The following is a 22,009-nucleotide window of genomic DNA, read 5'->3' as shown; positions in this document are numbered from 1 at the left end:
CCCGGGACAGGTCGTACGATGCCCGGCGTGACGCACCACGACGCTCCGCCGCTGGCCGACCTCATGCCGTGGTCCGTCGCACCGCCGCGGCTGGGCCGGGGGTGGCCGGTGGCCCCCGACGCGGGCTCGCTCAAAGCCCGTTGGGAGGCCCTGCTGAAGGCCCGGGGCCCCGGCCGGGAGGCCCTGTTCGAGCCGACGCGCTCGCGCACGCCGTACACGGCCGTCGGGCAGCTGCCGGGCCGGTCCGGCGGCACCGAGAGGCTGATCCGCGCCTCCGGGCCCTGTCCGGAGCCGGCCCGTGTGCTCGTGGCGCCCTTCGACGAGCAGTGGCTGATCCCCGACCACCGTCTGATCGACGCGGCCCGGCCCGAGTTGTGGCGGGTGGCGGACGCGCGTCAGGTCTTCGTGGCGGAGACCGCCGCCGCGTCCGGCACCGGACCGCCCCTGCTGGCGACGTCCCTGCTCCCCCTCCTGCGCCCGGGCCGCGTCCGGCCCCTGTACCGCCGTCCGGCGGCCGCGGAACCGAACCTGGCGCCCGGCCTGCTGGACCACCTCACCGCCCGTCTCGGGCACCGCCCCGCCCCGGAGGACGTCCTCGCCTGGACGCTCGCGGCGGCCCGCCCCGGCCCTGACGGCCCGGTGGTCCCGCTCACCGGGGACGCCGGGGTCTGGGCGGCCGGAGTGGAACTGGGCCGCAGGACGCTGTGGCTGATGCGCCGCGACGGCGAGCGCCCCAAACTTCCCGGCGGCCGCCGCCCCTACGTCCGTGCCCCGCTGCCCGCACGCCCGCTGACCCTGAGCTACGACCGCGACGAGGAGACCCTGCACCTCGACGAGGGCCGCGTCTCCCCCGTCCCGCCGCAGGCCTGGGACTTCGAGGCCGGCTCGGAGCGGGTCCTGGAGCAGTGGTTCGCCGCCAGGACCGCCCAGGGCGAACCGGGCACCCTCGCGGCCGTCCGGCCCGCGACCTGGCCGCAGGCGTGGACGTCCGAGCTGCTGGAGCTGATCACGGTCCTCGCCCTGCTGGCGGAACTCCGGCCGCTGCGCGAGGCGTTGACGGTGACGGCGCCGATCACCGCGACCGGCCTGCGCGCCGCGGGAATCCTGCCGGTACCGGCTGCGGCCCGCCGCCCGGCCTCGGTCCTCGATCACCGCGAGGAGGGCCCGGAGGGTCAGTTCGCCCTGCTCTGAGGGGCTGCCTCAGCCGCGCGGCGCGAACCCGTCCCTTGCCGGGGGGGACGTAGTTGTACAGGGCCATGACGGCGCCCGGCTGGAGGGCGCGGGCATCGCCTGCGTGTGTCCGAGGGACGTGTACCGGCGGCCCGGGAGCGGTGGCGGGAGGTGGGGACGCCGGTCGGCCGCTCAGGGCGCCGCTGCCGCCGATCACGCTGCCGGGCGGGACCGGGCCGGGCACGGGGAAGTACCCGCGCTCGGACAGCACACTGGGGCGCCGCGTGCCGCGGGAATGACGGACGGCGGGATCGCGGCGCCGCGCCGGGACGGCGTGATGGTCTGAACGCGGGTCGGACGAGCCGGCTTGGCGGCCGCCGACCGGGACTCAGCGCGCGCCGAACAGCGAGCGGCGCAGCCGGCGCAGCGGTGCGAACAGCGACACGCGGTGGACCCGGGCGCGCCTGCCCGTGCGGTCGTGCGGACCACGTGCGGTCAGCTCGCGCATCAGCGACGTCGCCTCGGCCGTCTCCCGCTGCGGCACGGCTGGGCCGGCCAGCACCGACAGATGGCGGTCGAGACGCGAGCTGGTCGCGCTGCTCCCGCAAGTGATCGCAGGGATCCTGGCCCTGCTGCGCACTGTTATCTGCTCCATGTCACTCCCCACCCGTACGAGTCCACCCGGCCCGGGCAGGGTAACCCTATCGCCCCGTTGGGGCACTCGTGTATCGCGGTGCCAGGATTCACCTTCCCTGGAGGGGTGTTGACGATTACTCTCCGAATCCGACAGATTTCAAGGCGAGTTGAACAATTGGTTGCGTAGTGGGCTGAGGTGACCCCCCGTCGGGCTCCACTGTCACGGCCAGTGATGCAGCCGACCGGGTGAGACCCACGACGACCAGGGGCGCGTCATCCGCGAACAGGCCGAGGGAGCGCGGTGGCGCGCCGGGGCGCATGACCCACAGTTGGCGCACTCGGCCGCTGGGCGGGTCCGCGTACCCGCCCAGGGTCACCACGGCCCGTCCCCGGGAGGCGGAAGCGATCACTCCTATACTGCGGCCCTGCGCGTCCAGGCTGGTGGCGGCCCGTGTGTCCGGTGCGGCGAGGACGTGGTCGATCTCACGTGCGCGGTTTTGCTGGGCCGCCAGTTCATCCTGGGTCCGGTTCGCCTGGACGGCGAAGAGCGCCGCCACGACGAGGGCCGCGGCGGCCGTCACCGTGGCGAACGGCACGAACAGGGGGCGCGGCCGGGGCGCACGGGTGCGCGTGGGCGGCGGCCGGGTGCCCCAGACGTGCGGCGGCAGTTGGGGCGTGCGCTCCCGCGCCGGCGCGGGGTCCTGAGGGATGTCGCGCACCGCGGCCAGCACCCGCTCGCGCAGCGCGGCGGGCGCCGGTACAGCGGTGGACCGGGCCAGACGCACCGCGTCCTCGGCCAGGGCCCGCACCTGGGTGGCGCACGCGGGGCAGTTCCGCAGGTGCTTCTCGAAGCGGACCCGTTCGGCCGGTTCCAGCGCGTTGAGGGCGTAGGGCGCTGCGAGGGAGTGCGGGTCCTCGCGTCGCAGCAGGCGGTCGAGCAGGCTCATGCGGCACATCCCAGGCATTCACGCAGCCGGATGAGCCCGTCGCGCATCCGCGTCTTGACCGTGCCCAGCGGCAGGGACAGCCGCTCGGCCACTTCACGGTACGTATAGCCGTCGTAGTAGGCGAGGGTGACGGACTGGCGTTGCCGGGCGGTGAGGCGGTCCAGGCAGCGCCGTACCCACTCGCGTTCCAGGCCTGCCTCGACCTCCTCGGCGACGTGGTCGAAGGCGGGCGACGCGGCGCGCGCGGCCTCGCGCTGCTCCCGCTCGCCCGCGGCGCGGGCGCTGCGCACCCGGTCGACGGCGCGGCGGTGGGCGAGGGTGAGCACCCAGGACAGGGCGCTGCCCCGTCCGGGGTCGAACCTCGGGGCGGAGCGCCACAGTTCGAGCAGCACCTCCTGCGCGACCTCCTCGGACTGGGCGGGGTCGCGCACCACGCGCCGCACCAGGCCGTAGATGGGCCCGGACACCAGCCCGTACAGCTCCTCGAACGCGTTGTGGTCGCCCCCCGCCACGAGCACCAGAAGCTCGTCCGCCTCCACCCGCCGTCCCCTCTCCGCCGGCCGCAGTGGGCCCGTCCTCGCGCACGCGGGGCGTGCTGCGTGCGCGCCCCTCTGAAGAGGTACGGATCGGCGGGCCGAAAACGCGGGTCGGACCGGAAGAAAAGAAATCCGGTGACGGACCCATCCGGACCGGCCCGGTCTCCGAATCCCCATGCGACAGGCAAGTCGGCACTGAGGACGGATCGGCATGACAAGTTTCCCCAGTCTCCCCAGGCGCGGCGGGGGCGCCCCCAGGCGTTCGGCTCCCGGGGAGGGACGCAGAGGCCTCGCCTCTCTCCTCTGCGGCGCGCTGGCCGCCGGAAGTCTCGCGGCCGCCGGCACGGCCGTGCTCGAACCCGGGCGGGCCGCGGCCTCCAGCCACCGGGAGGCGCCGCTCATCTCGGGCACACCGCAGTACGACAACACGGACCTGTACGCGTTCGTCAGTCCGGACAAGCCCGACACGACGACCATCGTGGCGAACTGGATACCGTTCGAGGAGCCGGCCGGGGGTCCGAACTTCTACACGTTCGCGGACGACGCCCAGTACGACCTGCACATCGACAACGACGGTGACGCGCAGAGCGACCTGATCTTCCGGTACACGTTCAGGACGCACGTCAAGAACAAGAACACGTTCCTCTACAACACGGGTCCGGTGCACAGCCTGGACGACCCGAACCTGAACGTGACCCAGACCTACGACGTCGACCTGATCAAGTTCCGCCACCACAGGCAGGTGTCCAGGACACGGCTGGCGGACGCTGTGCCGGTGGCACCGTCGAACGTCGGCAAGGCGTCGATGCCGGACTACGGCGAACTGCGCAAGCAGGCCGTCCACCGGACGGCGGCGGGCGCGGCGACGTTCGCCGGACAGGCCGACGACCCGTTCTTCGCGGACCTGCGCGTCTTCGACCTGCTGTACGGCGGTGACCTCTCCGAGGTCGGCAACGACACGCTCGCCGGCTACAACGTCAATACGATCGCCCTCCAGGTGCCGAACGACCTGATCCGCCAGTCGGCCGGGCAGCCGGTTGTGGGCATCTGGTCGACGACGCAGCGCAAGAACGCCCGCGGCGCCTTCACGCAGGTCTCGCGCCTGGGCAACCCGCTCGTCAACGAGGTCGTCAACCCGCAGAAGGACAAGGACACGTTCAACGCGTCCTCGCCGGACGGCGACGCGCAGTTCCTGGGGAACGTCACCCATCCCGAGCTGCCGAAGCTCATCGAGCAGATCTACGACATCAAGGCGCCCGCCGAGCCGCGCGACGATCTCGTGGAGGTGTTCCTCAAGGGCGTGAAGGACCTCAACCAGCCGCCGTACGTGAGGCCTTCGGAGCAGCTGCGGCTGAACACCTCGATCGCGCCGAGCCCGCACCCGAAGCGTCTTGGCGTCCTCGACGGCGACACCGCGGGCTTCCCGAACGGCCGCCGGCTCAGCGACGACGTGGTCGACGCCGCGCTCCTGGTGATGGAGGGCGCGCTGCTCGGCGCCAAGAACGACCTGAGCGACGGGGTCGACGCGAACGACAGGGAGTTCGAGAACTCCTTCCCGTACGTGGCCGAGCCGGCGTCCGGTTCGCAGGCACGGGCCGCCGCGGGCACGAGCGCGGACGTGCGCAGCGGGCTGGCCGACGCGTTGCGGCCCAAGGGCGGCTCCGGCGACACGATGCTGATGGCCGGTTCGGCGGCCGCGGGAGCGGCCGGAGTCCTGCTGCTCGGCACGGGCCTGTCCTGGTGGCGCCGCCGCTCGCAGCGCGCGTACTGACCCACACCCCCACCGACCGGCGCGGTCCGCGTTCCACCCATCCCCCACGACGCGGGCCGCGCCGCCCACCCCACGGCCGTACCTCGGACACGGCCCGAACCACTGAGGCGACCAAGGAGAGGGCATGGCCCGGCGCGACGACCCCACCCCTTCGAACGACGAACACGCCACGGGCCCGACGCCGCCCCCGGAACCCCGACCCCCGGAGCACGACCGTGTCCCGGCGGCCCCGCCGAGGGAGGACCACCGCGAACACCCGCACGAGGACACCCCCACGGCCCCGGCGGAGCCCGGAGCCGAAGACCCGCGGGACGACGCCCCCGCCACCCCCGCCGAGCGCGAGGCCGAAGGTTCGCAGGACGGCACCACCGCCGCGCGGGAACGCGGGGCCGAAGACCCCCACGGCAACACCGTCACCGCTCCGGCACCCCTGGACGGGCGCGGCGGCGGGAAGGGGCGTCGGCGGCGGTGGGGGCCGATGGCCGGCATGGTGGTGCTGCTGGCCGTGGTCATGACCGGGAGCGCTCTGGCCGTGGGGGCGGCGCGGGACGGCCGTGGGGCGGCCGGCCACGCGGCCGGTGCGCCGGAACCGCTCGTCGGCGGAAGTCGCGGCGCCGACGTCGCATCCCTTCAGGCGCATCTCCGGGCGCAGCCCAAGGACCACGGCGGATGGGCCGCCCTCGGGCTCGCCTACGTCGAGGAGGCGCGGACCAAGGGCGACCCCGCGCGGTACCCGCAGGCCGAGAAGGCGCTGGCACGGTCGCTGGAGCTGGCGCCCAAAAACGAACAGGCCCTCGCCGGCCGCGCCGCCCTCGCCGCCGCCCGGCACGACTTCGCCGGCGCCCTGGCCCACGCGGACCGGGCCCTGAAGCAGAACCCCTACAGCGAACGCGCCCTGTGCTCCCGTATCGACGCCCTCGTGGAACTCGGCCGGTACGACGAGGCGTCCGAGGCCGCCGACACCGCCGACGCCCGGCGCCCGGGCGTACCGGTCTTCACGCGCTACGCCTACGTGCGCGAACTGCGCGGCGACGTCACCACCGCCCGCCGCGTCCTCGAGCAGGCGCTCGCCTCCGCCACCGCCCGCGGCGACATCGCCTACGTCGCCACCCAGCTCGGCCAACTCGCCTGGAACCAGGGTGAGTACAAGGAAGCCCTCGGCCACTACGCGCGGGCCCTGGCCGCCGACGACGGCTACCTGCCCGCTCTGGAGGGCCGCGCCCGCGCCCGGGCGGCGAGCGGTGACCGCGCCGACGCCGTCAGGGACCTGGAGGACGTCGTCTCCCGCTACCCGCTGCCCGGTCCGCTCGTCGAACTCGGGGAGCTGTACGAGACCCGCGCCGCCACCGGGGACCGGGCGGAGGCGGAGAACCAGTACGCCCTCGTCGACGCCTGGATCGCGCTCGCCCGCGCGGGCGGCGTCAACGCGGACCTCGACACCGCGCTCGCGGCGGCCGACCACGGCGACACCGGGGCGGCGCTGCGCGCGGCCCGTGCCGAGTGGGCCCGCCGGCACACCGTGCACACCGCGGACGCGCTCGCCTGGGCGCTGTACCGGAACGGCCGCGCCCAGGAGGCCCTCACCCACGCCCGGCAGGCCACGGCCACCGGCTACCGCAACGCCGCGCTCCTCTACCACCGCGGCATGATCGAGCGCGCCACCGGCCACGACGACGACGCCCGCACCCACCTGACCGCCGCCCTGCGGCTGAACCCGGGCTTCTCGCCGCTGGGAGCCCGTGCCGCACGTACGGCCCTGAAGTCCCTGGAGGCAGCACGGTGAAGCACCTCCGTACGCTCCGCGCCGCCGCGGCCGCCCTCACCGCGGCCTGCGCGCTCGTCCTCGTCCCGGCCGGCGCCGCGAGCGCCCACCCGCTCGGGAACTTCACCGTCAACCGCTACGACGGACTGGTCGCCTCCCCCGGCGCGCTCCGCGTGGAACACGTCGAGGACCTCGCCGAGATCCCGGCGACCCAGGCCAAGCCGGACATCGAGCGGACCGGCCTCGCCGCGTGGGCCCGGCAGCGGTGCGAGAAGGCCGCGCGGGACAGCGCCGTCACCGTCGACGGACGCGGGGTCGCGCTCACCGCGCACAGCAGCCACGCGCGCGTGCGCCCCGGCCAGGCGGGGCTCGACACCCTCCGGGTGGAGTGCGGGCTGAGCGCGCCGCTGCCCGAGGACGCCACCGTCGCCGTCGGCTTCCGGGGCGCGGAGGCGGCGTCCGGGCCCGGCTGGCGGGAGATCACGGCACGCGGCGACCGGATGACGCTCACCGCGTCCGACGTGCCGACGACCTCCGTGTCGCATGAACTGACCGGCTATCCGGCGCAGTTGTTGTCCTCCCCCGCCGACACCGCCGCCGCGTCCCTGCGGGTGCGGCCGGGCGGCCCCGCGCTCGCCGACGACCGGCGCGACGCGCCCGCCGCCTCCGTGCTGCCCCGCGGCGCCGACCGCTGGACGCGGGCCCTGGACGACCTGGTCGCCCGGCACGACCTCACCCTCGGCTTCGCCGCCCTCGCCCTGGCCGTCGCGGTCGGGCTCGGCGCCCTGCACGCTCTGGCCCCCGGCCACGGCAAGACCGTGATGGCGGCGATGGCTGCGGCGCGGGGCGGCCGGGCCCGTATGCGGGACGTGCTGCCGCTGGCCGCCTCGGTGACCGTCACGCACACTCTTGGCGTGGTCGCCCTCGGGCTGCTGGTCGCCGCCGGTTCCGCGGCCGCGCCGTCGGTGATCGCCTGGCTGGGCATCGCGAGCGGCGTCCTGGTCACCCTGGGGGGCGCCGCCCTCGTACGCCGCGCCTGGCGCCACCGCGACCACGGGCACAGCCACGGGCATGGGCATGGGCATGGGCACAGTCATGGACACGGGCACACCCACAGCCACGATCACGACCACGGCCTGGAACACACCCACGGCGGCCACACCCACACCCACCCCGCCGTCCCCACGCTCCGCGGCACCCTGCTCCTGGGTTTCGCCGGCGGGCTCGTGCCCAGTCCGTCGGCCGTGGTGGTCCTGGTGGGCGCGGCGGCGATGGGGCAGGCCTGGTTCGGGCTGCTGCTCGTGGTGGCGTACGGCGTCGGGCTCGCCCTGACCCTCACCGCGGCCGGGTTCGCCGTGGTCAGGCTGGGCAGCGGGATGAACCGGCTGCTGGACGGGCGGCCCCGCTGGACCGCGGGCCCGGCGGCGGCTCTGGTGCGCAGGTCCGCGCCGCTCGGGTCGGCCTGCGTGGTCGTCGCGCTGGGAGCCGGGCTGATGCTCAAGGGGGCGGCGGCGGCGCTGGGCTGAGCCGTCGTCGTCCGGGGGTCCCGGAACGGATCGGCCCGAATCGGAGACCCCTGCGGGCGGGAGTCTCCGCTTCGGGCCGGGAAGACGGCCTGGTGGTGACGGTGGGTCAGGCGGCCTTGGTGAACACCGGGAGGTAGCCGCCGGAGTGGCCGGCCGCCGTCGGGTGGTACGACTCGCCGATGCTGAGCCAGTTGACGCTGTGCAGCCAGGAACTGCCGGAGCAGATCTCGTGGCCGGTGAAGGTGGTGCGGACGTCGCCGAAGACGAAGCCGTGGTTCGCGGCGATCTTGGCGGTGGCGGCGTCGATGTAGTCGGCGGCGCCGTTGATGGCGGAGCGCTTGGCCTCGCTGAGGCCCAGGCAGAGCTGTCCGAGCAGGTAGAAGCGGGGGTAGCCGATGACGACCACGCGCGCGTTGGGGGCCTTGGCGCTGATCGTCGAGTAGAGGTTGTTCAGCTTGCCGGGCAGCGTCGAGTCGACGTACGCCCTGGCGGTGTTGATCCGCGAGATGCAGTCGTTGTCGGACTGCAGCACACAGGTCGTCATGACGTCGGAGAATCCCGCGTCGTTGCCGCCGACGGTGATCGAGACGAGGGCGGTGGCGGAGTTGAGCGAGCCGAGCTGGTTGGCCAGCACGTCGTCGGTCCTGGCGCCCGAGCAGGCGTTGAACGAGAACGAGGACGGGGAGTGGGCGGCGTTCCACAGGTAGGGGTACGCGTTCGTACTGCGGTTGCAACTGCCGCTGGAGCTGATGTAGCTGCCGGCGCCCACACCGGAGGAGTAGGAGTCGCCGAGGGCCACATACGGCCCGGTCGCCGCCAGTTGGGACGCCTGCGCCGTCGTCGCCCCGGTCAGGGCGAGGGCGAGGGTCAGGAGGAGAGAGCCGACATAGGCGGAAATTCGGGAACTTCGTCTCATGGAACCTCCCTTTAGCAGGATCTCTGCCGTAACCGTGGTAGCAGCTACGCGTGTTGACAGGAAGTGTCCATGCCAAAACTTTCCAACGATCAACGAAATCCGCTGTGGCACAAGTGGGTTGGGAGGTATGGAACCGGACGCTCAAGAGGGGCGCGCGGGCGCGCGTGAACCCGTACGGCCGCCTCCGCGTCTTGACGCGGCAGCGGGGCTGCGCGACATTGAAGCCCGGCATCCGGCGCTTCGGGGGGCAAAGTCGCCAATGCAGACCATACGCATCAAGTCAGTTGCGACACCGGGCACACAGCGGGCGCGGCCGGGTCCGGGGAGGGACCTGACACCGCTGCTCGCGGGCGCCGCGACGACGGCCGGGGGGACCGGCGCGCTGCTCGCGCTCACCGGCTCCGGCTCTCCACTGCGCGGCCCGCTGACGCTGTTCTTCCTGCTCGCGGCGCCGGCCGCGGCCATCGCCGCCGCGCTGCGCGGGCTGGATCCTTTCGGCCGCGCCCTCGCCTCGGTCGCGGGCGCGGTCGCCCTCGACATGCTGGTCGCCCAGGGGATGCTCGCCGTGCACCGGTGGTCCGTCGGCGGCGGACTGCTGGCCGTCACCGCGTTCTGCTCCCTCGTTCTCCTGCTGGTTCTGGTGCGGCGCGGGCGCGGCCGTACGGCGAGAAGACAGGGCTCCTGACGTGGACATCAGCGTGTACCGCCCCGGCGAGCTGACGGCCGCCGACCGGGCGGCGTGGACCGCGATGCAGTCCAAGGCTCATCTGCACGGCGCGGAGGAGCTGGCGAACCCCTTCCTGTCCCCCGAGTTCGCGCTCGCGGTGGGCCGGTGCAGACGCGGCGTGCGGATCGCGGTGATCCGCGAGGACGGCGAGCCCGCCGCGTTCTTCCCGTTCCAGAGATCGGCCACCGGCGTCGGCCGGGCCGTCGGGCTCGGCGTCTCCGACTGCCAGGGCCTGGTCCACCGGCCCGGCTTCACCTGGGACGCCCGTGAGCTGCTGCGGGCCTGCTCGCTGGCCGTCTGGGAGTTCGACCACCTGGTGGCGGGCCAGGAGCCGTTCGAGGCGGGAGCCTCCGGCACCTTCCCGTCCCCGGTCATGGACATCGACCAGGGGTACGACACCTATCTGCGCGAACTGCGGGACCGTTCCCCGAAGTTCACCCGGACCACGCTCGCCAAGGACCGGAAGCTGGGCCGCGACGCGGGCCCGGTGCGCTACGTCCACGACGAGCGCGACCCCGCCGCACTGCGCCGGCTGATGGCCTGGAAGTCCGCCCAGTACCGGCGGACCGGGCGCAGCGACCGCTTCGCCTCCGAGTGGATCAACCGCCTGGTCACGCGGCTCTTCCACACCCGCTCGGACCCCTTCGCGGGCATTCTGTCGGTGCTGTACGCGGACGGCCGGCCGGTCGCCGCCCACTTCGGACTGCGCACCGAACGAGTGCTGGCCTGCTGGTTCCCGGCCTACGACCCGGCGTACGCGAAGTTCTCCCCGGGACTGGTCCTGCATCTGCGCATGGCCGAGGCGGCTGCCGCCGACGGCATCGCGTACCTGGATCTCGGCCGGGGCCAGAAGGAGTACAAGGACTCCCTGAAGACACGCGAACTCAACGTGTCCGAGGGGTGGGTGACACGACGTCACCCGGTGGCGGTCGGACACCGGGCGCGCCGCGCCCCGGTCCGGGCGCTGCGCAACGCGGTGCTGTCGCGGCCGGAGCTGTTCGAGCCCGCGGACCGGGCTCTGAAGCGCATCGGACAAATCCGCTCCAGGCACTGAACAGCACGCACAGGGTCGCGTTACGACAAAACCAACAAAAACGTGAGACCTGGTTCCAGGTCTTGCCATACTGGTGCAATCGTCAATACCGTCGTACATCTCACCCGCATCGGACCGTCTGCAAGCGGCTCAAGGGGAGGGCTCAGGGGCCGGGACGTTCTGGCGCGGAGCGCGGTAGGGGGGTGCCGTGCTCGGTGACCGCAGGTGTGACCGAGCCGTGCCGCGCGACCGGCTGCCGTTCCGCGGCACGCCGGACAGCTTTGCCAGCTCACCCGGCGTGTCCGACAGAACCGTTCCGGCGCGCCCCGGGTGATCAACCCCCCTTTCGAACCGGATACACAGCCGGGCCGCCCGAGGTGTGGGCGGTCCGCCGGACGAGAGGGAAGACCAGTCATGAGTTCCGTTCTGCGCTCGCCTTCGTCGGAACAGGATCCGACGCTCGCCGCGGAATACCGGCCCATCTCCTCGCACTTGGCCATCACCCCGCCGGTGAGCGTGGTGATCCCCGCCATGAACGAGGCGGAGAACCTGCCCTACGTCTTCAAGACGCTTCCGGACTGGATCCACGAAGTGGTTCTCGTGGACGGCAACTCCACCGACGACACCGTCGAGGTGGCACGGGAACTGTGGCCCGAGGTGAAGGTCGTCGGGCAGCGCGGCAAGGGCAAGGGGGATGCCCTGATCACCGGCTTCGAGGAGTGCACCGGCGACATCATCGTGATGGTCGACGCGGACGGATCGGCCGACGGCGGCGAGATCGTCTCCTACGTTTCCGCCCTGGTCTCGGGCGCGGACTTCGCCAAGGGCTCCCGGTTCGCCAACGGCGGCGGCACCGACGACATGACCTTCATCCGCAAGCTCGGCAACTGGGCCCTGTGCACCGTGGTCAACCAGAAGTTCGGCGCCCGCTACACCGATCTGTGCTATGGGTACAACGCGTTCTGGCGGCACTGCCTGGACAAGATCGAGCTGGACTGCACCGGCTTCGAGGTCGAGACGCTGATGAACATCAGAGTGGTCAAGGCCGGGCTGAAGGTGCAGGAGATCCCCAGCCACGAGTACCTGCGCATCCACGGCATGAGCAATCTGCGTGCCGTGCGGGACGGGCTGCGGGTGCTGAAGGTGATCCTCGGGGAGCGCTCCAACCGGCGCGAACTGCGCCGCGAGGCGCGCCGGATCCGCCGGTCGCCGATGCTCGACGCGGTGCGGGGAGAGGCGTCTTGAGCGGTCTCGGCATCTCCGTCGTGATCTGCGTCTACACCGAGGACCGCTGGGAGGACATCCTCGCGGCGGTCTCCTCGGTGCGGGCGCAGTCCCGGCCGGCCCTGGAGATCCTCCTGGTGGTGGACCACAACCCGGCACTGCTGGCGAGGCTGGCCGAGGAGTACGCGGAGGACCTGGGCGGCGGCGAGGTGCGGGTGCTCGCCAACGCCGGTCCGCGCGGCCTGTCCGCCGGCCGCAACACGGGTATCGCCGCCTCCCGCGGCGAGGTCGTCGCCTTCCTCGACGACGACGCCGTGGCCGAGCGGGACTGGCTGCGGCACTTCGCCGAGGGGTACGCGGACCCGCGCGTGATGGCGATCGGCGGCCGGACGGTCCCGGTCTGGGCGTCGGGCCGCCGGCCGGCCTGGTTCCCCGAGGAGTTCGACTGGGTGGTGGGCTGCACCTACCGCGGCCTGCCGCCGGGCCGGGTCCGGGTGCGCAACGTGCTCGGCGGCAACGCCTCCTTCCGGCGCACGGCGTTCGACGCGGCGGGCGGCTTCGCCACGGGGATCGGCCGCGACGGCGACAAGCGGCCCCTGGGCTGCGAGGAGACGGAGCTGTGCATCCGGCTCACCCGGGCCCGGCCCGACGCGGTCCTCCTGATCGACGACCGGGCGGTCATCCACCACCGGGTGCCCGAGGCACGCCAGCACTTCCGCTACTTCCGCACCCGCGTCTACGCCGAGGGCCTGTCGAAGGCGCTGGTCGCGCGGAGCGTCGGCGCTGCCAAGGGCCTCGAGTCCGAGCGCCGCTACACCACCCGGGTGCTGCCCGCCGGTCTGGCCCGCGGGCTGCGGGACGCCCTGCTGGCCCGCCCGGGCGCCGCGGGCCGCGCCGGCGCGATCGTCGCCGGCGTACTCACCGCCGCGAGCGGCTACGCCGTCGGCACCGCCAGGGCGCGGCGGACCGGCACGACGTTCTCGGTGTCCGGGATCGAAGGGGCCGCCCAGACCCCGCCCGGCGGAAGGACCGCGCCGGCCCCGCCCGGCGGGACGGCCGGGCGGAACGAGGAGGGATCTTCCGTATGAACGGCCGTGCCGGCGTGCCCCCCGTGCCCGTGCTCATGTACCACGCGGTCTCGGCGGAGCCCAACGAGGCCACCCGGGAACTGTCCGTGACGCCGGAGGCGTTCGGGGAGCAGATGGCCGTGCTCAAGGACCGCGGCTTCCAGCCGGTCACCACGGCCCGGCTGGCAGGGCACTGGCGTGGCACCGGCCTGCCCCCACTGCCCGCGAACCCCGTCCTGATCACCTTCGACGACGGCTACGAGGGCGTGCACCGCTACGCCCTGCCGACGCTGGACCACTACGGCTTCCCCGCCACGCTGTTCGTCTCCACCGGCTGGATCCGCGGCGCCCACGACACCGGAGGCGGCCTGGACACCATGCTCGACTGGGACCAGGTGCGCGAACTCGCCGCCGGCGGGGTCGAGATCGGCGGGCACAGCCACACCCATCCGCAGCTCGACCAGCTCGACGACGACACCCTGTGGTCGGAACTGATCCGCTGCAAGGAGGTCGTCGCCGCCGAACTCGGCTCCGTGCCGGCCTCGTTCGCCTACCCCTACGGCTACTCCAGCCACCGGGTGCGGACCCTGGTGCGGGCCGCCGGCTTCACCCAGGCCCTCGCCGTCGGCAACGACCTCGCCCGCCGGCGTCAGGGCCCGTACGCCCTGCGGCGGCTCACCGTGCGCCGCAGTACGACCACCGAGGAGTTCGAGCGGATCGTCCAGGGCCGCGCGATCACCCGCAACTTCGCCAGGGACCGCGCCCTCACCAAGGGCTACGCCATGGTCCGCAGAGCCCGACAGGTCCGCCGGAAGGCCATCCGTACCCGTGTCTGACACGACCACCACCACCGAGGCATCGGCCACCGGGCCGGAGGCGCCCGAGCAGCCGGGGCGCCGTCTGCGACTGCCCGGACGGGGCCGGTCCCCCGGCGGCAACCCGCTGTTCCGCAACGCCTACGCGCTGATGCTCAACACCGGGATCTCCGCGGTGCTGGGCCTCGGCTACTGGCTGGTCGCCGCCCGCTACTACTCCGACGACGCCGTCGGCCAGGGCTCGGCCGCCATCGCCGCCATGAAGCTCCTCGCCGGACTGACCGCGGTCACCCTCACCGGCGCCCTGGCCCGCTTCATCCCTATCTCCGGCCGTGCCACACGGCATCTCATCGCCCGCACGTACATGGGCAGTTCGGTGATCGTGGCGTGCGCGGCCGGGGTGTTCCTGCTCACCCTCGACGTGTGGGGACCGTCGTACCGCTTCCTGCACGGACTCGCCCACGGTCTCGGTTTCGTCGTCGCCGTCATGGCCTGGAACCTGCTCACCCTCCAGGACGGGGTGCTGACCGGACTGCGCAGCGCGCCCTGGGTCCCGGTGGGCAACACCGCGTTCTCGGCGGTGAAACTGGCCCTGCTGGTGGGACTGGCCGCCGCGATCCCGACGACCGGCGTCTTCGTCTCCTGGGTCGCCGCGATCGCCTTCTCCATCGTGCCGCTGGGCTGGCTGGTGTTCCGGCGCCTGGTGCCCCGGCACGTACGGGCCACCGAGGACCACGCCCGGCCGCCGACGGCGAAGGAGCTCGGGCGGTTCCTGGCGGGCGACTACACCGGCTCCCTGTTCTCCCTCGCGGTCGTCTACCTGGTGCCGGTGATCATCGCCGCGCAGGTCAGCTCCGCCGACAACGCGTACTTCTACATCACCACCACGATCGGCGGCACGGTCAACCTGCTCGCCATCAACATGGGCGCCTCGCTGACCGTCGAGGGGTCGCACGACCCGGCCCGGCTGGCCGCCAACACCCGTGCCGCGCTGAAGCGGATGGCCCGCATCATGCTGCCCATCTGCGGGCTGCTGTTCCTGCTGGCCCCGTACATCCTGCACGTCTTCGGCGAGGGCTACGCCAACGCCGCCACCCCGCTGCTGCGCTGGTTCGCCGTCGGCGCGCTGCTGCGGGTCGTGATGGAGACGTACTTCGCGGTGCTGCGCGCCCAGAGCCGTACCGCCGGACTGGCCTGGCTCCAGGGCCTGTTGTGCGCGCTGGTGCTCGGTCTGACGCTGCTGCTGCTCCCCCGGATGGGGCTGACCGGCGCCGGCGTCGCGGAGATCTCCAGCCTCGCCGTGATCGTCGCGATCGCCGCGCCGAAGCTGTACCGGACCGTCAGGGCCGGGCCCGCCGTGGGCGTCCCCGACGACACGGCACCCGACGGGGACCTCGCCGATCTGGGGGCGCGCGAGGCCCCCGCCCGGACCACGCCGCACCGGACGCCCGCCTGGGCGCTGGAGTCCGACACCCTCGCCCTGGGTATCCAGGCCGACTTCGACCACGTGGAGCGCCGCCCGGACGTACGGCCCGGACCGGGCACCCCGCCCGCCGGCACCACCGCCAACGCCCCCGGCCGGCCGCCGGCCGGACCGCACGGGCCGCAGGCCCTGGGGCTGCCCGTCCAGGAGCTGGGACCGGCCGGCGGACCGGAGGTGGACGCCCCGTTCGGGACGGAGGAGCGTGCCGTCGTACCGGACGGGACACACACCACCGGCGATTCGGCCGACGTACCGGAGGCGGCCTCCGCGGCCGTGGACCGGTCCGTCGTAGAGGCGGCGGCCCCGGAGGAAGAGGCCTCGGCGGAGGAGTCCCTTCCCGCCCGGGGCGGCGGCCCCGGCCCCTCCTGGCGGGAGCGGCTCGTCCCCACCCGGGCCGGTGTCCTGCTCGGCTGCCTGCTGATCACCGCGCTGCTGCTGTACTGGGTGCCCGCGCTGCGCCTGGGCGACTCCGACCTGGACCGGATGGGCGGCCTGGGCCTGATCTCGGTGCTGCCGCTGCCGACCCTGGCCGGCGCGGCGCTGCTGACCGGGGTGTTCGCCGCGCTGCTGTGGCTGCGCCGCGAGCACCGGACGCTGCTGCTGGTCACCCTGGTCGCCACCGTCGTCTCCCTGCACGCGCTGCCCGCGGTGATCGAGAGCGCGCCGCGCTTCGCCACCGCCTGGCAGCACCTCGGTTTCATCGACTTCATCGACCGCACCGGTTCGGCCGTGCCGGACCTGGACGCGCGGTGGAGCTGGCCCGGGTTCTTCGCGGTGGCCGCCTTCGTCGCCCGCGCCTGCGGTCTGAGCGACTTCACCGAGGTCATCCGCTGGTGGCCGCTGACCGTCCAACTGCTCTACCTGCCCCCCATGTTCCTGCTCACCCGTTCGCTGCGGGCGAGCTGGCGGGCCAGATGGACCGGTGTGTGGATCTTCGTGCTCAGCGGCTGGGTGGGCCAGGACTACTTCTCCCCGCAGGGCTTCACCTATCTGCTGTACCTGGCGTTCGTGGCGATCCTCCTCGTCTGGTTCCGGGCGCCGCGGATGCTGTGGACCACGGCGCGGCCGGGCGAGGCGGAGGTGGAACCGGCCGACCGGCGACAGCGGGCGGTGCTGCTTCTGGTGGTGATCGGCCTGTTCGCCGCGAGCGTCCCGGCGCACCAGCTCACCCCGTTCGTGATGCTGGGTGTGCTGGCCGTGCTGGTCCTGGTCCGCAGGTCCGAACTGCGCGGCCTGCCCGTGCTGTTCGCGGTGATGGCGGCCTTCTGGCTGGGTTTCATGGCCGAGCCGTACTGGTCGGGGCACTTCGACGAGCTGTTCGGCGGGGTCGGCGGGGTCGGCAGCAATGTCTCGACGTCCGTCTCGGGCCGCATCCAGGGCGGCGACTCGACCCACCAACTGGTGCTGTACGCACGCGTGCTGCTGGCCGGTTCCGTGATGGCAGCCGCCTGCTGGGGCTGGTGGCGGCGGCGCGAGCACAAGTACCGGGAGCGGTCGCTGCTGGTGCTCAGCTTCGTGCCGTTCCTCGGCTTCGGCATGCAGTCCTACGGCGGCGAGATGGCGCTGCGGGTCTTCATGTTCGCGCTGCCCGGGGCCGCGCTGCTCGCCGCGCTCGCGCTCTTCCCGCGCACCGGCGCCACCGCGGAGGAACGGGACAAGGACCGGGTGAGCCTCGCGCCGCTGGCCGCGCTGATGGCGGGCCTGCTGCTGATGGGCGGCTTCCTGGTCGCCCGGTGGGGCAACGAGACCTTCGAGCGGATCCGGCCCGGCGAGGTCGCGGCCATGGACTACGTGTACGCCCACGACCGGCCGACGGTGCGGCTGCTGTGGCTGAGCAACGACCCGGCCACCAACGTCACTCCGGCCATGCCGTGGGGCGCGCGGGACATGGAGCGCGTCGACTACGTGCCCACCCTGGCGCCGGCCGACCCGGTGCTGGTCTCCGGGCTGGTCGAGTCGCTGAAGGACGCGGGTCCCAACGCGTACCTGATGATCAACCGCAGCCAGGTGACGTATCTGCGGATGGACGTGGGCTACTCGGCCGCCTGGGAGTCGCGGCTCGTGCGCAACCTCGACGACCGGCGCGAGCTGAGGAAGGTTCTCGCCAACGACGACGTGACCCTGTACGAGCTGCGCGAGCGGCCCGGCGGTCCCGTGCCCGAGCCGCATCCGGGTCCGATCGGGCCGAAGGTGACGTGGACGCCGTGGTCGGTGGCCGGCGGACTCGCGGCGCTGGCGCTGACGGTGATGCTGACGGCCCGGGAGCTCGTCCGGGTCGCGATGCGGCCCAGTGTGCGCCGGCTGCGGTGGCTCCGGAGCAGCTTCTGGTTCTCGCTGCCGCTGCTTGCGGTGCTGTTCGCATCGCTGGTGCAGCGGTTCCTGACACTGGGAGGCGGCTGAGCACGCGTCGGGTGGAGCGGCTGCGGCGACCTACCGCTGCAGCCACTTCACCTCGTACGCCTTCAGGTCGAAGCGCCTGCCGTCGACCTGCGCGCTGATCGTGCGGTTCAGGGTGTTGACCACCAGGACCGTCCGGTCGTCGGCCAGGACGCGCACGTTGGGCACGTCGTCGGGGGCGACGGACACCGTCCTGTACCCGGTGCCCGGCGGGAACGCCCGGCCGAAGCGGGAGACCAGGTCGTGCATGGGCAGCGCCCGGCCGCCGCCGGAGGAGCCGGTCGGGGTCCACAGGCAGCCGGGGCAGGCGCCCGTGCGGTTCTCCGGGTTCCAGTAGAAGCCGGTGGAGGCACCGCCCTTGGCCATGGCGATCAGGCCGGCGGCCTGTACGGCGACGCGGTGCGGCTCGGACCACTCCTTGCGGTCGTCGTTGCGGTCGGCGGGCTCGACGTAGTACTCGGCCCACCACAGCGGCAGTCCGCCCGTCTGCCGCCGTACCCAGCGGCCGACGTCCGTGAGCTTGTCGGTGGCGTGGAACTCGTCGGGCAGCAGGTCGTCGTCCTTGGTGTAGCTGGAGCCGTCCACGACGACGAAGTCGGCGCCCGCCTTGTGCCGGTTCCAGTAGGCGAAGGCGTCCAGGACCCGCTGGTCCATGGCTCCCCAAGGGCCGCGCAGGACGGTGGAGGCGTCCTGGTGCCGTGGGTCGACGCTGTCCATGACCAGGTACGGTCCGCCCACCATGATCTTGGGGTCGACCTGCTTGAGCGCCTTGTGGACCAGGTTGTAGAGGTCGGTGTAGCCCTCGTAGTCCCAGCGGCCCCCGGCGTTGTTCCAGAAACCCTTGAACTCGTTCCAGACGATGAAGTGGCGTACGTCCGGGTAGCGCCTGGCGACGGTCGCGGCGAGGGCCGCGTAGTCCTTGTAGTGGTCGCGGTCGGGGGCGGTCTCCAGGGCCTTCTGGCTCCAGTCGGTGTTGTCCGCGCCGGCCCGGCCGCCCTTCATCCAGTCGGGTGCACAGCACAGCGTGATCACCGGGGTGCCGCCCGAGGCGCGGACGAAGTCGATCCGCCGGTCCAGCGCCTCGAAGTCGTAACGCCCCTTGACCGGCTCGGGGTTGTCGGCGCCCCAGCCCATGATCGCCTGGTTCTGCGGCAGGCCGCCGTCCTTCGACAGCAGCGCCTCGACCCGGCCGGTCGCGGCCGCGCCGCCCTCGTCTGCGCTGAACTGGGTGTGGGTGAAGCCCCAGCCGACGTCCGGCACGTCCGCGTTGCGCGGGGTGGCCGGTGTGCCGTGCACCCTGTCGCCGTCGCGTGTGGTGCCCTCGGTGCTCGCGCCGCCTGGCAGCGTGCTGATCAGGGCCACGAGCAGGGCCACCGCCGTCGCTCCCACGCCGAGCAGCGCGGTGAGCCGCCACCGACCCGCCCCCATATTCCCCCCATGACGTGTCATCAAGGACCACAGTACGGGCGGAAATCATCCGCGGGACAGGGGTGCGGCAGGCTCGGCCCACGACGGGCTCCGTCCGGGCGCCGGCACAGGACGCGCGGGGGAAACCGGGTGCGCACGGCGCCCGCGTGACAGATCATGGCGGCATGTCCGCGAACCCACACGACGCTCTGCCGATCCGGCTCACCGTCGACGACTCCGACTCGCCGTCCGACGTCGTCGACGCGCTGTTCCTCGGCCGCTTCGCGACGGGCGAGCAGCCGTACTCGCACGCGGTGAACATCGACCGCGTGCGTACCGGCGCCACCCTGCTGCCCGAGGACGCCCGGGTGCTGCGCGCGGCCCGCGACGACGACCGCAGCGCGACCCTCGCCGAGGGCGAGGGCTGGACGCTGCTGATCTCCCGGTGGAACCGGGGCGCCGACGTCACGGTCACCGCGACCAGCGCCGAGCTGGCCGCGAAGAAGCTGGAGGAGGCGACGGACGGCGCCGCGGACGAGCCGGAGCCGCAGCCGGAGAACGTGACGATGGGCTTCTGGTACGTCTCGCCCCGGCGCGGTCCGCACCGCACCACCCGGCAGATCTCGGCGGGCACCTGGGACGACGTCCGGGCGAACTACACCGCCCCGGTCGCGGACGCCATGGACCGGCTGATGAAGACGACCCCCGAGGACATCGCGGGCCGGCTGCTCCTGCTGCACGGCCCGCCCGGCACGGGCAAGACCTCGGCGCTGCGGACCCTGGCCAGGTCCTGGCGCGACTGGTGCCAGGTGGACTGCGTCCTGGACCCGGAGCGGCTGTTCAGCGACGTCGGCTACCTCATGGACATCGCCATCGGCGAGGAGGACACGGCGGGCAAGGGACGCTGGCGGCTGCTCCTGCTGGAGGACTGCGACGAGCTGATCCGCGGCGAGGCCAAGCACACCGCGGGCCAGGCGCTGTCCCGGCTGCTGAACCTCACCGACGGCCTGCTCGGCCAGGGGCGCAACGTGCTGGTGGGGGTGACGACCAATGAGGACCTGGAGCGCCTGCACCCGGCCGTGGTCCGTCCGGGCCGGTGCCTGGCCCGCATCGAGGTGGGCCGGCTGACCCGCCGGGAGGCAGTGAGTTGGCTGGGCACCGAGGAAGGGGTGGGCCGCGACGGAGCGACCCTCGCCGAGCTGTACGCGCTGCGGCGGGGCACGTCACCGACGGCACTGCCGGAGCCGCGCGAGGGGGCCGACGCGGGTCTGTACCTGTGACGGGTCTCTGCGGGCCGGCGCCGGTGCTTTGATGGGCGTATGACCCTGTTCGTCGGGACATCGGGCTGGCAGTACAAGGACTGGCGGGGCGTGCTGTACCCACCGGGGTGCCCCGCACGGCTGTGGCTGGAGGAGTACGCCGCCGCCTTCGCCACCCTGGAGGTCAACAACGCCTTCTACCGGCTGCCCGCGCGGGAGACCTTCGAGAACTGGCGGGAGCGGGTCCCGGCGGACTTCCTGGTCGCGGTGAAGGCGAGCCGGTTCCTCACCCACATCAAGCGGCTGAAGGACCCCGAGGAGCCGGTGCACCGCCTGATGACGCACGCGGCGGGCCTCGGCGACCGGCTGGGCCCGGTGCTGCTCCAGCTCCCGCCGACCCTGCGCGCGGATCCGGGGCTGCTCGACGCCTGCCTGGCGTGCTTCCCGTCCGGCACCCGGGTCGCGGTCGAGCCGCGCCACGATTCGTGGTGGACACCGCGGGTGCGCGAGGTCCTGCGGGCCCGGGGCGCCGCCCTGTGCTGGGCCGACGCCTACGCCCGCCCGGTCACGCCGCTGTGGCGGACGGCCGGCTGGGGGTACGTCCGCTTCCACGTGGGCCGCGCCCGGGCCTGGCCGCACTACGGCCGGCGGTCGCTGGAGACATGGGTCGACCGGATCGCCACCACCTGGCCGGGCGAGCGGGACGTGTACGCCTACTTCAACAACGACCCGACGGGGGCGGCGGTCCAGGACGCGGTGGTGTTCGCGCGGGCGGGCAGGAGCGCGGGGCTGGCGGTGACCCGCACCCCGGCGCTCACCGGTGACCGGCAGAAGGTCCCGCCGCGCCGGTGACGCCGCGGCCGCCGCTCCGAGAAGGCCTACCGCTCCCCGTAGGCCGATCGCAGGGCGTCCCGCACGGCGGCGAGCGCGTCGTCCTCGGTGAGCCCGAGCCGCCGCACCCGTTCGGCGTACGCCTGCGCGGCGGCCGCGGCCTCCCGCGCCGCCGCCGAGTCCGCGGCGGCGACGAACGTGCCGTTGCGCCCCCGCGTCTCGATCACGCCGTCCGCCTCCAGTGCCCTGTAGGCCTTGGCGACCGTGTTCGCAGCGAGCCCGAGCGACTCGGCCAGCCCGCGCACCGTGGGCAGCCGGTGGCCCACCGGCAGCACCCCCGACCGCGCCTGCTCGGAGATCTGCGCCCGCACCTGCTCGTAGGGAGGCGCCCCGTCCTCGATGTGGATCTTCAAGGTCACGGGGTGATTGTCCCGCACGCGTACGCGTGGACCCAACGGAAAATGGGAGGCGCCCCGCCGGTCCCCGCCGTAGCGTGCCCCAC

General features: G+C 73.3%; 18 protein-coding genes and 1 pseudogene. 13 read left to right on the top strand and 6 right to left on the bottom strand.

From position 1 onward, the window contains the following. Positions 1–18 precede the first annotated feature (18 nt). A complete protein-coding gene (locus tag CG719_RS07340) occupies positions 19–1,191 on the top strand; it encodes a type ISP restriction/modification enzyme (RefSeq protein ID WP_100567696.1) in 1,173 nt (390 codons plus the stop codon). 73 nt (positions 1,192–1,264) lie between these two features. Further along, positions 1,265–1,516: pseudogene (locus CG719_RS36265) on the top strand (CoA transferase); the annotation flags it as partial. Positions 1,517–1,558: 42 nt separating this feature from the next. Here CG719_RS36265 and CG719_RS07330 read toward each other — a convergent pair. The 3 genes from CG719_RS07330 to CG719_RS07320 form a co-directional block, all read right to left on the bottom strand. Then, positions 1,559–1,825 carry a hypothetical protein gene (locus CG719_RS07330; RefSeq protein ID WP_100567695.1) on the bottom strand — a complete coding sequence of 89 codons (267 nt, stop codon included), beginning with the start codon at positions 1,823–1,825 and terminating at the stop codon, positions 1,559–1,561. Between the two features lie 115 nt (positions 1,826–1,940). Further along, positions 1,941–2,753: an anti-sigma factor gene (locus CG719_RS07325; RefSeq protein ID WP_100567694.1), complete on the bottom strand. Its 813-nt coding sequence runs from the start codon at positions 2,751–2,753 to the stop codon at positions 1,941–1,943. Next, positions 2,750–3,292 (bottom strand): sigma-70 family RNA polymerase sigma factor, encoded by a 543-nt coding sequence (locus tag CG719_RS07320; RefSeq protein ID WP_100567693.1) that lies wholly within the window; start codon positions 3,290–3,292, stop codon positions 2,750–2,752. Before CG719_RS07320 ends, CG719_RS07325 begins: the two co-directional genes overlap by 4 nt. A 208-nt stretch (positions 3,293–3,500) precedes the next feature. On the opposite strand from CG719_RS07320, the gene CG719_RS07315 reads away from it, so the two are divergent. From CG719_RS07315 to CG719_RS07305, 3 genes are all read left to right on the top strand, one after another. Next, the gene (locus CG719_RS07315) at positions 3,501–5,060 is read left to right on the top strand and encodes a DUF4331 domain-containing protein (RefSeq protein ID WP_100567692.1); all 1,560 of its coding nucleotides are present in this window, start codon (positions 3,501–3,503) and stop codon (positions 5,058–5,060) included. 124 nt (positions 5,061–5,184) lie between these two features. After that, positions 5,185–6,843, top strand: a complete 1,659-nt coding sequence (locus tag CG719_RS07310) for a tetratricopeptide repeat protein (protein WP_100567691.1) — start codon at positions 5,185–5,187, stop codon at positions 6,841–6,843. Next, positions 6,840–8,348 (top strand): nickel transporter, encoded by a 1,509-nt coding sequence (locus tag CG719_RS07305; RefSeq protein ID WP_100567690.1) that lies wholly within the window; start codon positions 6,840–6,842, stop codon positions 8,346–8,348. Before CG719_RS07310 ends, CG719_RS07305 begins: the two co-directional genes overlap by 4 nt. A 106-nt stretch (positions 8,349–8,454) precedes the next feature. On the opposite strand, the gene CG719_RS07300 is transcribed toward CG719_RS07305, so the two are convergent. Then, positions 8,455–9,264 (bottom strand): SGNH/GDSL hydrolase family protein, encoded by an 810-nt coding sequence (locus tag CG719_RS07300; RefSeq protein ID WP_100567689.1) that lies wholly within the window; start codon positions 9,262–9,264, stop codon positions 8,455–8,457. A 259-nt stretch (positions 9,265–9,523) separates the two neighbouring features. Between CG719_RS07300 and CG719_RS07295 the strand changes: the two genes are divergently transcribed. The 6 genes from CG719_RS07295 (at position 9,524) to CG719_RS07270 (ending at position 18,013) form a co-directional block, all read left to right on the top strand. Beyond that, positions 9,524–9,949 (top strand): hypothetical protein, encoded by a 426-nt coding sequence (locus CG719_RS07295; protein ID WP_234375480.1) that lies wholly within the window; start codon positions 9,524–9,526, stop codon positions 9,947–9,949. Position 9,950: 1 nt separating this feature from the next. Beyond that, complete coding sequence (locus tag CG719_RS07290) at positions 9,951–11,045, top strand: GNAT family N-acetyltransferase (RefSeq protein ID WP_100567688.1); 1,095 nt, start codon at positions 9,951–9,953, stop codon at positions 11,043–11,045. Between the two features lie 393 nt (positions 11,046–11,438). Further along, positions 11,439–12,269, top strand: coding sequence for a glycosyltransferase family 2 protein (locus CG719_RS07285; protein ID WP_100567687.1), 831 nt, complete (start codon positions 11,439–11,441; stop codon positions 12,267–12,269). Then, on the top strand, positions 12,266–13,336 hold the full coding sequence (locus tag CG719_RS07280) for a glycosyltransferase family 2 protein (RefSeq protein ID WP_100567686.1): 1,071 nt from the start codon (positions 12,266–12,268) through the stop codon (positions 13,334–13,336). The genes CG719_RS07285 and CG719_RS07280 overlap by 4 nt, the downstream gene beginning before the upstream one ends. Beyond that, entirely contained in the window at positions 13,333–14,151 is an 819-nt protein-coding gene (locus CG719_RS07275; protein WP_100567685.1) for a polysaccharide deacetylase family protein, read from the top strand. Before CG719_RS07280 ends, CG719_RS07275 begins: the two co-directional genes overlap by 4 nt. Beyond that, a complete protein-coding gene (locus CG719_RS07270) occupies positions 14,144–18,013 on the top strand; it encodes a hypothetical protein (protein WP_100567684.1) in 3,870 nt (1,289 codons plus the stop codon). The genes CG719_RS07275 and CG719_RS07270 overlap by 8 nt, the downstream gene beginning before the upstream one ends. Before the next feature lie 30 nt (positions 18,014–18,043). Here the strand turns inward: CG719_RS07270 and CG719_RS07265 are convergent, their stop codons facing one another. Beyond that, a complete protein-coding gene (locus CG719_RS07265) occupies positions 18,044–19,459 on the bottom strand; it encodes a GH39 family glycosyl hydrolase (protein ID WP_100567683.1) in 1,416 nt (471 codons plus the stop codon). A 143-nt stretch (positions 19,460–19,602) separates the two neighbouring features. Between CG719_RS07265 and CG719_RS07260 the strand changes: the two genes are divergently transcribed. Both CG719_RS07260 and CG719_RS07255 read left to right on the top strand, forming a co-directional pair. Then, positions 19,603–20,697 (top strand): DUF5925 domain-containing protein, encoded by a 1,095-nt coding sequence (locus tag CG719_RS07260; protein WP_100567682.1) that lies wholly within the window; start codon positions 19,603–19,605, stop codon positions 20,695–20,697. 39 nt (positions 20,698–20,736) lie between these two features. Further along, positions 20,737–21,528 (top strand): DUF72 domain-containing protein, encoded by a 792-nt coding sequence (locus tag CG719_RS07255; protein WP_100567681.1) that lies wholly within the window; start codon positions 20,737–20,739, stop codon positions 21,526–21,528. A gap of 26 nt (positions 21,529–21,554) precedes the next feature. Here the strand turns inward: CG719_RS07255 and CG719_RS07250 are convergent, their stop codons facing one another. After that, positions 21,555–21,926, bottom strand: coding sequence for a GntR family transcriptional regulator (locus CG719_RS07250; protein ID WP_199836552.1), 372 nt, complete (start codon positions 21,924–21,926; stop codon positions 21,555–21,557). Positions 21,927–22,009: the final 83 nt, after the last annotated feature.

It is taken from the genome of Streptomyces sp. CB01373, assembly GCF_002803075.1.
Taxonomy (GTDB): Bacteria; Actinomycetota; Actinomycetes; order Streptomycetales; family Streptomycetaceae; genus Streptomyces.
This window is presented reverse-complemented; position numbering and strand designations above follow the sequence as displayed.

Bases quoted from the DNA above. Each gene is read 5' to 3' on its own strand.
- CG719_RS07340 (WP_100567696.1), top strand. From the start codon at position 19: ATGCCCGGCGTGACGCACCACGACGCTCCGCCGCTGGCCGACCTCATG.
- CG719_RS07330 (WP_100567695.1), bottom strand. From the start codon at position 1,825: ATGGAGCAGATAACAGTGCGCAGCAGGGCCAGGATCCCTGCGATCACT.
- CG719_RS07325 (WP_100567694.1), bottom strand. From the start codon at position 2,753: ATGAGCCTGCTCGACCGCCTGCTGCGACGCGAGGACCCGCACTCCCTC.
- CG719_RS07315 (WP_100567692.1), top strand. From the start codon at position 3,501: ATGACAAGTTTCCCCAGTCTCCCCAGGCGCGGCGGGGGCGCCCCCAGG.
- CG719_RS07310 (WP_100567691.1), top strand. From the start codon at position 5,185: ATGGCCCGGCGCGACGACCCCACCCCTTCGAACGACGAACACGCCACG.
- CG719_RS07300 (WP_100567689.1), bottom strand. From the start codon at position 9,264: ATGAGACGAAGTTCCCGAATTTCCGCCTATGTCGGCTCTCTCCTCCTG.
- CG719_RS07295 (WP_234375480.1), top strand. From the start codon at position 9,524: ATGCAGACCATACGCATCAAGTCAGTTGCGACACCGGGCACACAGCGG.
- CG719_RS07285 (WP_100567687.1), top strand. From the start codon at position 11,439: ATGAGTTCCGTTCTGCGCTCGCCTTCGTCGGAACAGGATCCGACGCTC.
- CG719_RS07275 (WP_100567685.1), top strand. From the start codon at position 13,333: ATGAACGGCCGTGCCGGCGTGCCCCCCGTGCCCGTGCTCATGTACCAC.
- CG719_RS07265 (WP_100567683.1), bottom strand. From the start codon at position 19,459: ATGACACGTCATGGGGGGAATATGGGGGCGGGTCGGTGGCGGCTCACC.
- CG719_RS07260 (WP_100567682.1), top strand. From the start codon at position 19,603: ATGTCCGCGAACCCACACGACGCTCTGCCGATCCGGCTCACCGTCGAC.
- CG719_RS07255 (WP_100567681.1), top strand. From the start codon at position 20,737: ATGACCCTGTTCGTCGGGACATCGGGCTGGCAGTACAAGGACTGGCGG.